Source organism: Pseudarthrobacter sp. NBSH8, assembly GCF_014217545.1.
Classification (GTDB): Bacteria; Actinomycetota; Actinomycetes; order Actinomycetales; family Micrococcaceae; genus Arthrobacter.
Map to the genome: position 1 here is coordinate 1942859 of NZ_CP043178.1, position 15127 is coordinate 1957985.

Genomic DNA, 15127 nt, shown 5'->3' on the forward strand with positions numbered 1-15127 from the left:
CACAAAAAACTGAGCCTTGAGAGTCCCTACCCGGCGGAGTATCGTGGCGCAAACCCACCTTGCGCAACACCCTGACCCGGGAGAGATCATGCCTAGTGTGCGACGTCGATTGGCGGCTGTGACGGCTGTCCTGGCCTTGAGCGTAACGGGTGGGGCGGTGACTAGTCCCGCGTTTGCAGACCCCCGTGCGACGGACAAGACCCCGACAGCCACCGGGTACGGCGGGGCGGTGAGCACCGTTGACCCGGACGCGTCCGCTGCCGCAATCGAGATCCTCCGGAACGGCGGCAATGCGGCGGATGCGGCGGTCGCCGCGGCCGCGACCCTGGGTGTGACTGAGCCCTACAGTGCGGGCATCGGAGGCGGCGGATACTTCGTGTTCTACGACGCGAAAACCGGCAAAGTAGGAACCATCGACGGCCGCGAAACGGCTCCGGCAACGATGCCGACGGACGCGTTCATCAACCCGGCGTCCAGCCTGGCCTATACATTTCCCGAGCTCGTCTCCAGCGGCGTCTCCGTCGGCACGCCGGGCACGCCAGCCACGTGGGAACGGGCCTTGGAACGGTGGGGAACGCTGGACCTTGCCGAGGCCCTCAAGCCCGCCATCAAGGTGGCCAACCGCGGCTTCGTAGTTGACGAAACCTTCCGCCAGCAGACACTCGACAATAAGGTCCGGTTCTCGGCCTTCCCCGCCACGGCGAGTCTGTTCCTTCCCGGCGGTGACGCTCCCGTCGTCGGCAGTATTCTCCACAACCAGGACCTCGCCAAGACGTACCGGCTCCTCGCGAAGGAGGGAACGGCTGCCTTCTACGGCGGAAAGCTCGCGGCCGAGATCGCGGCCACCGTGCAAGACCCGCCGAAGGACCCCGCCTGGGTGCCTCCTGTGACGGACCCGCCCACCAGCATCCCGGCACTTCCCGGCTATCTGACGACGGCGGATCTCGCCGCATACCGGACTCTGGACCGGGAGCCCACGCATGTTGAGTACCGCGGCTACGACGTTTACGGCATGGCGCCGTCCAGCAGCGGTGGCACCACAGTCGGCGAAGCCCTGAATATCCTGGCGCCTTTCAACCTCCGTGAGATGACCACGCCGGACGCGTTGCATCACTACCTTGAGGCGAGCGCACTCGCTTTCGCGGACCGTGCCAAGTACCTGGGCGACCCGGCGTTCGTCGACGTCCCTACCGAGGCCCTCACCGACCCGCTGTTTGGGAAGGAACGGGCGTGCGCCGTTGACCCCGCGACGGCGGCAACAAAGCCGGTACCGGCCGGGAACGCGTCAGACTACAGCGGCGTGTGCACGCTGGCACCTGCCGCAGCGGCGGACGAAAAAGACACCGAAAACATCTCCACGACCAACCTGACTGTGGCTGACAAGTGGGGGAACGTGGTGGAGTACACGCTCACCATCGAGCAGACCGGCGGTTCCGGCATTGTGGTTCCCGGCCGCGGGTTCCTGCTCAACAACGAGCTCACCGACTTCTCTACCGTTTATGTCCCCACCGACCCGAACCGGCTCGAACCCGGCAAGCGCCCACGGTCCTCGATGTCGCCCACCATCATCCTCAAGGACGAAAAGCCGTTCCTGGCGCTCGGTTCGCCCGGCGGTTCGACCATCATCACCACGGTGCTGCAAACCATCCTGAACAGGGTGGACCTGGATATGAGTATTTTGGATTCGCTGGCGGCCCCGCGTGCGTCCCAGCGCAACACCCCCAATGTCACCGCCGAACCGGACTTCATCACGCAGTACGGAGACGCCTTGGCAGCATACGGTCATAAGCTGGTCCCCGCAGGTGACGCCTTGACCTCAGCGGCCGAGATTGGTGCGGCGACCGCCATCGAGTTCGGGCCCGGCAAGAGCGTGACCGCCGTTGCCGAGCCCGTGCGGCGCGGTGGCGGCTCGGCGATGGTGGTCAAACCCGCGCGGTGACCAGCTTGCCACCGCCAGCTTCGAGGGGGCAGTGACCCGGGTTACTGCCCCATGCCGGGCTGGACGGGGACAAACTCGATGGTGGTTTGGACCTTTTTCTGCGGACCACGGGAAAAACCCTTGGCATCAAGCTGGTTTTGGGCGCGGTACAAGGCCAGGGCGTCGTCGTAGAGCTCGTTGAGGCGGCGGCCGGAGACGTCCTCCTGGGAGCCGTCACTGAATGTGACAGTCACGGTGGCACTGGCGGGAAAGTGCCGCTTCATACGGATGTAGCCTTCGGAGTCCTGCTGGAGATTGATCAAGGGAAATCCTGCTTTCAAGGTCGACGACCTCCAGTCTGACCTATCCAGGCGCACCTGCGCTGACGCCCGTGCGGGATTGCGGCGACAATGGACGGGTGACATTGCCAACCAACTCCACCGCCGTCCCTGCGGAGACCTCTGACGCCAGGACCTCTGCCGCGGGGACCTTTGACCTGGCGGCCATCGGTACCGGCCTGGCCTTTGCTGAATCGCTCGGGGAGTTGTCCTCCGTGCTGCGCGCCGGCGGTGCGGCGGGCACGGCCGTGGTGCAGGCCCCGCCAGGCACCGGTAAGACAACGCTGGTCCCGCCTCTTCTGGCCAACCTTGCCGCGCCCGCAGGAAAGCCCCGGCGCGTGGTAGTCACCCAGCCCCGGCGGGTGGCCGCCCGCGCAGCTGCCCGCCGCCTGGCCGCCTTGGACGGCAGCCGGATCGGAGACCGAGTGGGGTACACCGTCCGCGGTGAACGCCAGGCCGGGCCCGCCACCCTGGTGGAATTTGTCACGCCGGGGATCCTGCTGCGGCGCCTGCTCGATGATCCCGGTCTGGAGAGCATCGGCGCGGTCATCCTGGACGAGGTCCATGAACGCGGCCTCGAAACCGACCTGCTGCTGGGCATGCTCACTGAAGTGCGGCAGCTGCGCGGCGACCTCACACTGGTGGCCATGTCCGCCACACTGGACGCGCCCCGCTTCGCAGCCCTGATAGGGGGCGCAGCCTCGAATGCGGGGACAGGAGACGCCGGGACCGCGGACGACGGCGGCGGGCCGGCTCCCGTGGTCGACTGCCCCTCAGCCATGTACCCCCTCGAGGTGGAGTGGGTGCCCGCCGCCGTGCCGCGGCTTGACGACCGTGGGGTCACGCGCGGGTTCCTGGACCACATTGCCGATACGGCCGCGCAGGCCCACACTGCCGCGGTGTTGCAGGACGCGGGCACCGATGCGCTGGTGTTTGTCCCGGGCGCCTGGGAGGTGTCCTATGTGGCGGCCCGCCTCCGCGGCCGGTCTTCCCCCGGAACAGAGGTGCTGGAACTCCATGGCCAGGTCAGCCCAGCCGAGCAGGACCAGGCAGTGTCGGGGCGCCGGCCGGCCGGTCCTGCACGGATCATCGTGTCCACGGACCTGGCAGAGTCCTCCCTGACCGTCCCCGGGGTGCGTCTGGTGATCGACTCCGGGCTGACCCGCGAACCCCGCCGCGACGCAAACCGCGGCATGTCCGGGCTGGTGACTGTTTCCTGCTCCCGGGCCTCAGCGGAGCAACGGGCCGGACGCGCCGCGCGGCAGGGTCCGGGCCGGGTGGTGCGGTGTTACGACCAGAGGGCTTATGGTGCCGCGCCGGCGCATGTGACGCCCGAGATCGCCGTCGCGGATCTGACCGGTGCCGCGCTGGTTCTGGCCTGCTGGGGATCACCGGGCGCAGCCGGGCTGGCGCTTCCGGATGCACCTCCCGCCGCTGCCATGGGCGAGGCTGGAGAGGTGCTGCGCGAACTCGGAGCCGTGGCCCGCGACGGGCATGCCACACAGCTGGGGCGGACGCTGGCCAGGGTCCCCGCCGATCCCCGGCTGGCCCGGGCACTGCTCGACGGCTCAGCGGCCGTAGGCCAGCGCGCCGCAGCGGAAGCAGTGGCACTGGTGGCGGGGGACCAGCGGGCCCCGGGGGCCGATCTCACCCGGCTGCTGACAGTACTTCGCGCCGGGAAGGATCCCGCCGCGAGGCGCTGGGCGGAGGACGCCCGCCGGCTGGAGGCCATTGCGCGGAAGGAGGCCGCCGCCGTCGGCCCGTCCGCCGTCGCCTCCCTGGTGAGTACCGCGCCGGTGACTGCGACGGAAGCGGTGGGCGTCGTCGTCGCCCTGGCGTTCCCGGACCGCGTGGCCCGGCGCGTCCCGGGCCATGGCCCGGCGCGGTACCTGCTGTCGTCCGGCACGCGCGCGGGGTTGCCGGCAGGCAGTCCGCTGACCGGGCAGGAGTGGCTGGCCGTGGCGGAAGTTTCCCGTGCCGCCGGCCGGGACGCCGCCGGCACCGGCGCGGTGATCCGGTCCGCCGCGCCGCTGAGCGCCGATATCGCCGAGGCGGCCGCCGGGCAGCTCCTGACCGACACGGTGGAAGCGCAGTTCAGCCAGGGCCGCGTGAAGGCAAGGCGGGAACGCCGGTTGGGTGCCATCAGCCTGTCCTCCACCCCCGTCCGCCCGTCCGCCGAGGACGGCCGTGCCGCCGTGGCCCGCGCTCTCGCCAGGGAGGGACTGGCAACCATCGGATGGTCGACGGCGGCTGACGCCTTACGCCGCCGCCTCGCCATGCTGCGCCGCGAACTGGGTGAGCCGTGGCCCGATGTTTCCGAACCGGCCCTACTGGCACGGCTGGTCTCCTGGCTGGGACCGGAGCTCGCGGCACTGGCAGGTGGCGCCGCCACCAGCAGCATCGACCTCACAGACCCCTTGCGGCGGCTGCTGCCCTGGCCCGAGGCGGTCCGCCTGGCGGAGCTGGCACCTGAGTCGCTGAAAGTGCCGAGCGGATCGATGGTGCGGATCGACTACCCCGACGTTTCGGACAACGCGGCGTCAGGCAGTGCCGTGCCGGACATAGCAGGACCCGGGCAGGCAGGCGCGGACGACGCCGGCCGGCCGGTTGTCGCGGTCAAGCTGCAGGAGTGCTTCGGCTTGGCCGAGACACCGCGGCTGGTGGACGGCAGGGTACCGGTCCTCTTCCACCTGCTGTCACCCGCGCGGCGGCCGCTGGCTGTGACGGATGACCTGGCGTCGTTCTGGTCCGGGCCCTACGCGCAGGTGCGGTCCGAGATGCGCGGCCGCTATCCCAGGCACCCCTGGCCCGAGGATCCCTGGACGGCACAGCCGACTGCCCGGACCAAAGCCCGTATGTGACGCCGGCCCGGCCAGCGCCTTCCTTTCGCTGGTTGCACAGGTGAGATGTCCGATATGTAGCCGAAACGTTGCGTCGACGCGCTGAGACATGGCGCAGTTAGGCTCGTTCCTACTTGGACAACGTGGTCCGGACCACCATACGAAAGGACACAATAATGTTGCTTTTGAGTAGCCTGAACTTCCTCCTTGACGCCGGCCGCGGAGAGGGCCGCCATCCGCACAATGGCGGAATCGGCAAGACCGATTTCCCCACCGGCCGGCTGACGTCCACCGCCTGGGAGGGCTGGTGGCACGAGGACGCGGTGTAGCCTACACAGCTGACCCCGATCGCCTTACTGTTCGGGGATCCAGTACGGCGCCGGGACACCTGCTCCGGTGAGGTTATCGCAGCGGAGCAGCTGAGTGCTGATTCGGGTGAGTAGGCAGTTTTCAAAGCTGGGACGCTCATCAGCGGATGCGGAATCCGTCCCGGCGCTTGCGCCCGCATTGGGCCCGAGCGCAAGCAGGGCCAGGGTGAGCAGAATACCTGCCCGTTGGGAAGGCCTGGTGGGCTTGTACATGGCAAATCCTTTCAAAGAATCCTTGGTCGGACACCTTCACCTTCCGTCCCCCATGCCGGGCGGCACATCAGGCATGACCCCTTAAAAGCACGCGGAGTACCCTCAGATCTGTACGCCCCTGCCGCTGGGGTGCAAGCTGGGATGGTGGTGACACCGTGGGATGCCGGCGGCCCGGAGTTGGTAGGACGGGAAGCGGACTTGGCGCAACTGACCGAAGTCATCGGCGGTGTCTGCGCCGGGACAGCGATGACGTTCATCGTTGCCGGGGACGCCGGAGTCGGGAAGACCGCGCTCGTCAGCCGGGCGTGCGCGTCCGCTCCGCCGGAAGCGCTCATGCTGATCGGCGGCGCTCTACCGCTGGCGTCCGTGGACGTCCCGTTCCTTGCCTTAAGATCAGCATTCCGTGCGGCCCCGGCCAGCGGAGGCCAGGCACTGCGGCCGCCTGACTTGTCCGGCGATGCGCGTCCGGATTTGCTGGTCCAGATCGATGAGTGGCTCACGGCGCAAAGCCGTTTGCGGCCGGTGTTCCTGGTACTCGACGATCTCCACTGGGCGGACCAGAGCACCCTCGATGTGCTGATGTACGTTCTGGCGGGCCCGGGCGACAGGCCGCTGGGTGTGATCGGGACTGTGCGGAGCAACGAAGTCCGCGCGGGAGGGGCACTTCACCAGTGGCTCACCGACATCCGGCGGCTGCCCCGGGTCCGCGTGCACCCATTGGGACCACTGGACCGGCCTGACACGGAGGCGCAGCTGAGCGGGCTCCTGGGCGTTCCAGCGCATCAGTCCCTTGTGAATGAAGTTTTCACCCGCTCGGCCGGAAACCCATATCTGAACCTGCTGCTCGTCACGGGGCTAAAGGCCGAGGCCCGGCATTTACCCCCCGGCTTCCCGCCCGATCTGAAGTCGGCGGTCCTGCGCTCATGGCGTGGGCTGTCGGCCGGAGCCCGCGAGTTGACGCAGATCATGGCGCTTGGCGGCCGGGCGGCCGGCGCGATGGAACTGAGCGCGGTGGCTGGCTCCGCCGTCGAGCCCGATCGCGTGCGGCTGCTGCTGCGCTTGGCAATGGAGTCGGGCCTGGTGGACCTTGCTCCGGACGGGACCTACTGGTTCCACCATCCGATCATCGCCGAAGTGCTGGAACAGGGGCTGGATGCAGGTGAGCGACGGCGGTGGCATTCGGCGTTCGCGGCCTTTTACGAGCGGCAGTTCGATGACGGTGCACCGCCCGACGTCGGCGTAGCCGTATCCCTCGCCGATCACTATTATGCGGCGGGTAGAACTGCTGATGCCTACCGGTGGTCGCTTAGGGCGGCAGATCTGGCATCCGCTAACGGTGCTCTCAGTGATGCCCTGCGGCTCCTGCGGCGTGCCGTGCAACTGAGGGACACCTTGCCTAGCGAATTGGAACGGCCGCGTGAGCTTTGGAACAGGCTCCGTGCCGCAGCCCGGGAAGCCGGGGCATTACTCACGGAGCTTGAGGCCATCGAGGCGTTGTTGGCGTACGTTGACGCCTTGGCCGAGCCGCTGGAAGTGTCCCACCTGATGGTGCGCCGTATGCATCTCCAGTTCTCCACGGGGCAAACCTTCCTTCCGATGGCCGACATCCGGGAAGCAGTCCGGCTGTCCGCCACGGCACCGGACAGCTGGGAGCACGCCTTCGCGTTAGCGGAACTGGTCCACGCGAGTATGTGGCATGATGAGCCTGGCCAGGAGGCCTCGTCACGGCAGGCGCTCGCCCTTGCCCGTGAGACAGGCAATCACCTGGCACTTTCATACGCGCTGACCGCGGCGGCCATCGTGGCGAACCTGGCCAGCCGGTCCGCCGAATCACGCAACCTGGCGGCCGAAGGAGCCCTGGAAGCGGTCCAGGCCCATGATTTCTGGGCGTACGTGCATGCCACATACTGGACGGCCAACGCCCAGGGCCCTTGGACCAGCGAGGAGTACGCGGTCCTCCTGCGTCGGGCTCGGCAGGAAATGATGGAACAGGGGGCACCCCATACGTACATCGCCAAGATCGCGGCCGACGAGGCGGCCAGCTACCTGGCTGTCGGCGAATGGCGGGAGTGCCGGGCGGCCCTGCGGATCGCACTGAGCTTTGATCCCGGCCCGATGGGCGAAGTGAGCGTGCGGCTCACCGCTGCGCGGCTGGCACAGCTCCAAGGTAGGAACGACGACGCCGGCATCCACCTCGACCGGGCGGACGAGCTGAACCACTTAAACCAGGAAAACTCCGCACGCCTCAATCTGGACTTTGACGCCGTCCGTGCCGAAGTACTTGTGGCCGCGGGTCGGCCGAAACTAGCCTTCGCAGCGGCCATGGCAGGCGCCACCGCCCCGGGGCCGCCACCCACCATGTGCGAGTGGCTGCTGCCGTTGGCTGCCCGTGCGCTCGCCGACCAGGCGCAGCTGGCCAGAGACCTGGGCGGCCCCACTGTGGAACTGCTGGTTGCTGCCAAGGAACTCGAGGAACGCTTTCCCGGCGTCCTTCACGAGCCTCCGGGCCAATCGGCGTTCTACTTCCGGCAAGTGGCGGCTTTCGAACTCCTTTACAGCACCGAACTGGGCAGGGTCCGGAACGAGCCAGGCAGCGCGGCGGCATGGGCACGAACAACGGATGCCTTTCGTGCGGCGCACCTGCCGTGGGAAGAGGCCTACGCCTGCAGGCGGGCCGTGGAAGCGCTGCTCCTCCAAAAGCACCATCGGAACCCCCAAGCCGGTGGACTCCTCCGCCGGGGGCTGACTCTGGCGGCGGACCTTGAGTCGGTCCCCATCAGGGTGGCCCTGGAGCGCCTTGCCGCCCAGGCGAGGATTTCGGTGGCGCCGGTGACGCCGTGGCCGCAGCCCCACGAAGCCAGATTGCCGGGACTGACGCCCAGGGAGCAGGAAATCCTGGAACATGTGATGGCCGGCAGGACCTACAGCGAAATTGCACGGGGGTTGATGATAAGCGAGAAAACCGTCAGCTCGCACATCTCGAACCTTCTCCGGAAGACGGGCGCAGCCAACCGGGTGGACCTTGCGCGGCTGGCATCGGGGGCGAAATCAGTCAGCCATGGACGCATCACCCGCGGCTCCGCATGAACTCGGCAACCGTCGGCGCCAGCGACGCTCCGATCTCTACAGCATCGCGCTTCTTTCCTGCGACGGCGAAGGAGTGGTCACCGCCGTCGATCCAGACAAGGACAGCGGATGGGCCGATCCGGGAGACCACACCCTCAAGCAGATCCGGCGTCGCGAAGGTGTCGCGGGTGCCCTGCAGGAACAACATGGGGAGGGTTAGCCCGTAGAGGTGCTCGTCGCGGAGCTTTTCCGGCTTGCCGGGCGGATGGAGGGGATAGCCAAGATAGACGAGTCCGGCAGTATCCATTCCCTCGGCAACGGCCATGGACGCCATCCGGCCGCCGAACGATTTACCGGCGGCCCACACCGGTCCGGTATCACCGTGCTCGGTTCCTCGCCGCGTTGCTTCATGCATGGCGGCGCGCCAGGCGGCGATGGCTGCGGGCGGCCGGTCCGGGAATTTCCGGCCGGCCTCGCGGTAGGGGAAGTTGAAGCGCAAGGTGGCGACGCCGCCGTCGTTTAATGCCCGGGTGAACCCGCTCAGGAAAGGGTGCTCCATGCCCGCCCCGGCCCCGTGCGCCACCACCAGAGTCCCCACGGGGCTGTCCGGGCGGGCGTACACGCCGGAGACCTCAAGATCGCCGACGGGGAAGGTGACAGGGAATTCAGCTACGGCCATAGGTCCATGATGCCGGATCACCGGCAGCCCTGGGCGCCGACGTGCTGACGCCATGCGCGGCTCAGGGTAGGTTGTCCCCATGGCGAGCGAACAGACCACCCTCACTGTCCCGGGACCGCACGGCGAGCGCGAAATGCGCGTTTCCAGCCCCAGCAGGGTGCTCTGGCCGGAACTCGGCCTGACCAAGCTGGACCTCGCACGCTACATGGTGGATGTGGGGGAGGCGTTCATTGCCGCGAACGGTGACCGGCCGGTGGCACTGCAGAGGTTCTCCGAAAACGTCGAGGGGGACCAGTTCTTTTCCAAAAACCCGCCCAAGGGAACACCTGACTTCATCCGCTCAGTGAATGTGACGTTTCCGAGCGCACGCTCGCACCCCATGCTGGCCCTGGACGAACCCGCCGCGGCTGTATGGGCGGTGCAGATGAATACGGTGGTGTTCCACCCATGGCCCTCGCATACCGAAAACACCGACAATCCTGACCAGCTGCGCATCGATCTTGACCCCCAGCCGGGCACGGACTTCGGCGACGCCGTCCCGGCCGCCCTGGCGCTGAAGGAGGTGCTGGCGGAGGCCGGGTTGGAAACGTTCATCAAGACATCGGGGAACCGCGGCCTGCACGTCTACGCACCCATCGAGCCCACCCACGAATTCCTGGACGTCCGCCACGCCGTGATCGCCGCGGCCCGCGAGCTGGAGCGGCGGATGCCGGACAAGGTGACCACGGCCTGGTGGAAGGAGGAACGGGGCGTGAAGGTGTTCCTGGACTTCAACCAGGCGAACCGGGACCGAACCATCGCCGGCGCGTACAGCCCCCGCGCGCTGGCCCATGCGCCGGTCTCCTGCCCAATCAGCTGGGACGAACTGGGCAACGCGGATCCCAAGAACTACACCATCCTGACGGTCCCGGAACGGGTGAGGACCGTGGGAGATCCCTGGGCAGACATGAAGGCGCATCCGGGCACCATGGACGTGCTGTTGGAGTGGTGGGAACGGGACCTGAAAGCCGGCCTCGGCGAACTGCCCTTCCCGCCCGACTACCCGAAGATGCCCGGTGAGCCCCCGCGGGTGCAGCCGAGCCGGGCCCGCAAGGTGGGCTGAGACCGTTGGAGCCGGCCCCGTATGCGGGGAAGGGTTTACTCGAACCGGGACGGGTCCCCGGTGCCCCGGCGCACCACCTCGGCCACGCCGCTGGAATAGTCGATCACGGTGGTGGGCTCGGCCCCGCAGTCGCCGGAATCGATGACAGCGTCCACCTCGTGTTCGAGCCGTTCCTTGATTTCCCAGCCCTGGGTCAGCGGGTCTTCCTCATCCGGGAGCAGCAGGGTGCTGGAGAGCAGCGGCTCACCAAGCTCAGCCAGCAGTGCCTGGACCACCCGGTTGTCCGGGATCCGAACGCCTACTGTCTTTTTCTTGGGGTGCAGCAGCCGGCGCGGAACTTCCTTGGTGGCAGGCAGGATAAACGTGTAGCTGCCGGGAGTGACGGCCTTGATGGCGCGGAAAACGTCGTTGCCGATGTTTACGAACTGGCCCAGCTGGGCGAAGTCCTTGCACACCAGCGTGAAGTGGTGCTTGTCATCGAGTTTGCGGATATTCCGGATCCGGTCCAGCGCGTCCTTGTTGCCCAGTTGGGCCCCGAGGGCGTAGCAGGAGTCTGTGGGGTAGGCGATCAGCCCGCCGTCGAGCACGATTTTCACGGCCTGGGTGATGGCGCGGGGCTGGGGATCCTGGGGGTGAACGTCAAAGTATCTTGCCATGCTCCTGAGCCTACGACAATTGCCGTCCCGGCCAGAAGACCGGCACGGCTCCGTGCGTACGACGCCGGTGCCGTATAGGTTCAGGGCGTAAAGGTTCAGTCAGGGCGCTAAGTACTGGGCGGGCGAAGGAAAGGTGGCGGCATGCCGGTGTGGCTTCAGGCGTTATTGTGGGGAACCGTGGCCGGTGCTGCGCTGGTGTTGGGGGCGGCCGCGTCGTGGAAATGGTCTATTCCGTCCAAACTTGTCTCCACGATCATGTCCTTCGGGGCGGGCGTGCTGATTTCGGCCCTGGCGTTCGAGCTCGTCGCTGAGGCGGTTGAGGGAGGAGGCCTGTGGCCCACGGTGACCGGATTCCTGTCCGGTTCCGTGGCTTACGTAGGGGCGAACATGCTCCTGGCCCGGGCCGGCGCGAAACACCGCAAACGCTCAGGCGGCCAGCAACCGTCGGAGCAGGAGAGCCCCGGCAGCGGCACGGCCATCGCCTTCGGCGCCCTGCTCGACGGGGTCCCGGAGTCCATAGTGCTCGGTGTCGGACTCATCACCGCAGGATCGGTCAGTCCGGCCATGCTTGCGGCTGTGTTCATCTCCAACGTTCCCGAGGGTCTGTCCGGTACTGCGGGGATGAAAAAGGCAGGCCGCAGTACCGGATACATTTTTGGGGTGTGGGGAGGCATTGCTGTGTTGTCCGGGCTCGCCTCGCTGATCGGGTTCGTGGCGCTGGAGAACGCGCCGGACGCCGTCGTCGCCTTCATTACCGCGATCGCGGCAGGCGGGATCCTGGCGATGCTCGCCGACACCATGATCCCCGAGGCGTTCGAGGAGCATCACAACCTCACGGGACTGACCGCTTCCGTCGGGTTCCTGACGGCCTTCACAGTCCACCAGCTCGGGGGGTGACCTACCGCCGTCGGACGGTCATCCCAAGCACCCACGGCCGCTTGGTGACATCCGGTTCGGCTTCGCGCAGGATCTCGCGCGTCACTGGAGCGATCTCGCCTTCGCCCAGCACCAGGAAGCGCAGGAGGTTCACGGCAGGATTTCCTTCGGTCCAGCGGAAGTAGACGTGCGGCATCAGCCCGGTCACATCACGGATATGAAGGAGCACCGAAGCGTTGGTGTTGGGGACGCCCGGTCCGTGCACCTCCAGGACGGCAAACCCGTGCCGCACTACGCCCCGGACCTCCAGGGCCGTCTCGAAGTCGGACGAATCATCCACAATGACTTCCAGGAACAGTGTCCGGTAGTCGGCGGGGAAGTGGCTTGCTTCGGTGGCGGACGCCAGTTTCTGCCGGTAGGCGTCCGCTGACTGGCGCAGGGGTTCATGGGCGATGATCCCGATGGGCCCGGCCAGGTTCTCCGCCATGAACTCCAGGGCCTGGGTGTCCAGACGGACGTGCGTGGCGTGCAGTTCGAACGAGCGCAGCACCCTGGAGAGCAGGGAGATGCTGATGATTCCCAAAATGAAGAAACCGGCAATCCGGATTCCTTCGGGACGTTCAAAGATATTGGTGACCGTGGTGTAGAGAAAAAGCACTGTGATGATGCCAAAGCCGACCGTGCGCTTACGCTGCTGCAGCCGGCGGCACCGTGGAAGCCCGGGTGGTCCGTGGTGCGGGGGACGTAGATGTCCAGGTGGTTCCCCGCGTCCCCTCCCAACAGAACGCACCGTGCCCGCGGCCTGACCTTGGCCGGACGAGAGTTGGTATTGGCTTTGCGCTCGCAGCAGCCCTGCCGGTACTGCTGCAGCTGCTGCTCGCAACCTTCGACCACAGCGTTGCCACCGCCGTCTTGACCCAGCTTGCGGGCGCCGTTGCAGTGGCGCTGATGGGCGGGTTGTGGCCGGGCGGTCGTCGGCGCGCTGTGGAGCAGCGTGCTGGTGAACTACTTTTCCACGCCGCCCTTGGGGGACCTAGCAATCAGTGATCCGCAGGATTTCCTCTCCCTGGGCGTTTTCGTGGGGGTTTCAGTGGCTGTCGCCGGCGTCGTGGACCGGTCTGCCCGCCGGTCCAAGGAGGCTGCCCGCGCCCAGGCGGAGGCGGCTACGCTGGGCGACCTGGCGCTGGGCGCCTCCCGCTCGGAGGACACCCTGGACGGGATCCTGGCGGAGGCCCTGGACGTTTTTGGGGCCGCCGGTGCCGGCGTGTTCAGCTGCCGGGACGGCGCGGTGGAAGGTTCCGGCCCGGCGGTGGAAACCTCCGGAGTCCGCGGCGGGGACGGCCGGGTCTGGCGACTGGTGGCAGGGACGGGGGAAACCACCGGGTGGGAGCGTGGCGTCACCGGCCTGCCGGGCAGCACTGCAGAACCGGTCGACGACGACACCCTGCTGGTGCTGTTCGGCCGGAAGGTGCCGGCGGCGGAAAGCAGGCTCCTGGGCGCGCTTGCGGTCCACCTGAAAGCCCAGCTGGAACGCCGCCAGCTGGCCGTCAGCCGGCGCGAGGTGCTGCGGCTGGCCGAAGGGAACACCATGCGTACGGCAATCCTGCGTGCGGTGTCCCATGACCTGCGGACCCCGCTGGCCGGGATCAAACTCGCCGCCGGCGGCCTGCTGCAGCGGACCGTCACCTACACCCCGGCGGAGGAAAGGGAGCTGCTGGAAACCATTGACGAATGCACGGACCGGCTGGACCAGCTGGTGGGAAACCTCCTGGACATGTCAAGGATCACCGCCGATTCCGTCCGGCCACTGCTCGGACCCGCACGGTGGAGCGAGGTTGTTGCCCCGGCACTGCGCGGGCTCCCGGACGGTACGGTCCGGGTGGAGTTGCCGGCCAACATGCCCACAGTCGAGGCCGATCCGGTGCTGCTGGAGCGCAGTATCGCGAATATTGTGGAAAACGCCGTCAAATAAGCGCCGGGTTCGGGGATCACCATCACCGGCGCTTCCGAGCGCATGGGCGCCGCCACCCTGGACGGCTATCCGTCCGGCTAACTGCGGATCATCGATCACGGCGCAGGTGTGCCCGCCGGGAAGGTGCTGGAGATGTTCCGGCCGTTCCAGCGGCTCCACGACCGGCCCCAGACTACCGGGGTGGGACTGGGCCTGTCCGTAGCTGACGGTTTCGTCAAAGCCATGGGCGGCACGCTGACCGCACAGGAGACGCCCGGCGGCGGACTCACCATGGTGATCGGGCTGGCCCTGTCGACCGGCTCACCGGGCGCGCGCCATGCGGCGGGGCGGCCGCGTGGCGCGGAGGCCACATGAACACGGAACACAGGGGGTCTCCCGGCACGCAGGGCGGCCGCCGCACTGGTGTCCTCGTGGTCGACGACGATCCGCACCTGCTGAAAGCGCTCCGGATCACGCTCCAGGCCCACGGCTACGCCGTGGACACAGCGTCCGACGGCGGCACCGCCTTGCGTGCCGCATCCCACCGTCCGCCTGACGTGCTGATCCTGGACCTGGGACTGCCGGACCTGGATGGAGCGGAAGTCCTGCGGGAACTCCGCCGGTGGAGCACCCTGCCGGTGCTGGTGCTGTCCGCACGCCACGGCTCGTCGGACAAGGTCGACGCCCTGGACGCCGGTGCGGACGATTACATCACGAAGCCGTTCGGACTGGAGGAGCTGTTGGCCCGCCTGCGTGCGCTCCTCCGCCGCGTTCCGGAACGTGCATCGGTGCCCACGGTGGCCGCATCCTCCTTCACCGTGGACTTGGCCCGGCGGCAGGTCACGAGGGAGGGGAACGTTGTCCGGCTGACGCCGACCGAATGGAACATCCTGGAACTCCTGGTCCGGAACCCTTCGCGGTTGGTGACCCAGCAGCAGCTCCTTCTGGACGTCTGGGGACCGGCTTACGAAACGGAAGCCAACTACCTGCGCGTGTATATGGCGCAGTTGCGGCGGAAGCTGGAGGTCGACCCCGCGAAGCCCCGCCACCTGCTGACCGAACCCGGCGTGGGGTACCGGTTTTTGCCCTGAACCCGACAGGAAATCGGGGTCCCATAAGC

General features: G+C 67.5%; 13 protein-coding genes and 1 pseudogene. 9 read left to right on the plus strand and 5 right to left on the minus strand.

The annotated features are described in order from the left end of the window. Window positions 1-88: 88 nt before the first annotated feature. Window positions 89-1939 carry a gamma-glutamyltransferase family protein gene (locus FYJ92_RS08930; RefSeq protein WP_185263514.1) on the plus strand — a complete coding sequence of 617 codons (1851 nt, stop codon included), beginning with the start codon at window positions 89-91 and terminating at the stop codon, window positions 1937-1939. A 41-nt stretch (window positions 1940-1980) separates the two neighbouring features. Here FYJ92_RS08930 and FYJ92_RS08935 read toward each other — a convergent pair whose 3' ends face one another. Next, window positions 1981-2241 carry a hypothetical protein gene (locus tag FYJ92_RS08935; RefSeq protein ID WP_185263515.1) on the minus strand — a complete coding sequence of 87 codons (261 nt, stop codon included), beginning with the start codon at window positions 2239-2241 and terminating at the stop codon, window positions 1981-1983. A 101-nt stretch (window positions 2242-2342) separates the two neighbouring features. Here FYJ92_RS08935 and hrpB point away from each other — a divergent pair, with 101 nt between their 5' ends. Beyond that, a complete protein-coding gene (hrpB, locus tag FYJ92_RS08940; protein ID WP_185263746.1) occupies window positions 2343-5117 on the plus strand; it encodes an ATP-dependent helicase HrpB in 2775 nt (924 codons plus the stop codon). 155 nt (window positions 5118-5272) lie between these two features. Next, on the plus strand, window positions 5273-5425 hold the full coding sequence (locus FYJ92_RS08945) for a hypothetical protein (RefSeq protein WP_185263516.1): 153 nt from the start codon (window positions 5273-5275) through the stop codon (window positions 5423-5425). 24 nt (window positions 5426-5449) lie between these two features. Here FYJ92_RS08945 and FYJ92_RS08950 read toward each other — a convergent pair whose 3' ends face one another. Continuing rightward, a complete protein-coding gene (locus FYJ92_RS08950) occupies window positions 5450-5677 on the minus strand; it encodes a hypothetical protein (RefSeq protein ID WP_185263517.1) in 228 nt (75 codons plus the stop codon). A gap of 198 nt (window positions 5678-5875) precedes the next feature. On the opposite strand from FYJ92_RS08950, the gene FYJ92_RS19245 reads away from it, so the two are divergent. After that, window positions 5876-8764: a LuxR family transcriptional regulator gene (locus FYJ92_RS19245; RefSeq protein WP_219729699.1), complete on the plus strand. Its 2889-nt coding sequence runs from the start codon at window positions 5876-5878 to the stop codon at window positions 8762-8764. On the opposite strand, the gene FYJ92_RS08960 is transcribed toward FYJ92_RS19245, so the two are convergent. Further along, window positions 8745-9422: an alpha/beta family hydrolase gene (locus FYJ92_RS08960; RefSeq protein WP_185263519.1), complete on the minus strand. Its 678-nt coding sequence runs from the start codon at window positions 9420-9422 to the stop codon at window positions 8745-8747. The two genes, FYJ92_RS19245 and FYJ92_RS08960, sit on opposite strands and share 20 nt — an antisense overlap. A gap of 79 nt (window positions 9423-9501) precedes the next feature. On the opposite strand from FYJ92_RS08960, the gene ligD reads away from it, so the two are divergent. Next, the gene (ligD, locus tag FYJ92_RS08965; protein WP_185263520.1) at window positions 9502-10524 is read left to right on the plus strand and encodes a non-homologous end-joining DNA ligase; all 1023 of its coding nucleotides are present in this window, start codon (window positions 9502-9504) and stop codon (window positions 10522-10524) included. A 35-nt stretch (window positions 10525-10559) separates the two neighbouring features. Here the strand turns inward: ligD and FYJ92_RS08970 are convergent, their stop codons facing one another. Then, entirely contained in the window at window positions 10560-11180 is a 621-nt protein-coding gene (locus tag FYJ92_RS08970) for an L-threonylcarbamoyladenylate synthase (protein WP_058932553.1), read from the minus strand. Between the two features lie 141 nt (window positions 11181-11321). On the opposite strand from FYJ92_RS08970, the gene FYJ92_RS08975 reads away from it, so the two are divergent. Then, on the plus strand, window positions 11322-12077 hold the full coding sequence (locus FYJ92_RS08975; protein WP_185263521.1) for a ZIP family metal transporter: 756 nt from the start codon (window positions 11322-11324) through the stop codon (window positions 12075-12077). 1 nt (window position 12078) lies between these two features. Here FYJ92_RS08975 and FYJ92_RS08980 read toward each other — a convergent pair. Beyond that, window positions 12079-12762 (minus strand): annotated as a pseudogene (locus tag FYJ92_RS08980) (amino acid transporter); the annotation flags it as partial. Between the two features lie 294 nt (window positions 12763-13056). Here FYJ92_RS08980 and FYJ92_RS19000 point away from each other — a divergent pair. From FYJ92_RS19000 to FYJ92_RS08990, 3 genes are all read left to right on the plus strand, one after another. Beyond that, window positions 13057-14028 (plus strand): histidine kinase dimerization/phospho-acceptor domain-containing protein, encoded by a 972-nt coding sequence (locus FYJ92_RS19000; protein ID WP_255482364.1) that lies wholly within the window; start codon window positions 13057-13059, stop codon window positions 14026-14028. Window positions 14029-14160: 132 nt separating this feature from the next. Beyond that, a complete protein-coding gene (locus FYJ92_RS19005; protein ID WP_255482365.1) occupies window positions 14161-14382 on the plus strand; it encodes an ATP-binding protein in 222 nt (73 codons plus the stop codon). After that, window positions 14379-15098, plus strand: a complete 720-nt coding sequence (locus FYJ92_RS08990) for a response regulator (protein ID WP_185263522.1) — start codon at window positions 14379-14381, stop codon at window positions 15096-15098. The genes FYJ92_RS19005 and FYJ92_RS08990 overlap by 4 nt, the downstream gene beginning before the upstream one ends. Window positions 15099-15127: the final 29 nt, after the last annotated feature.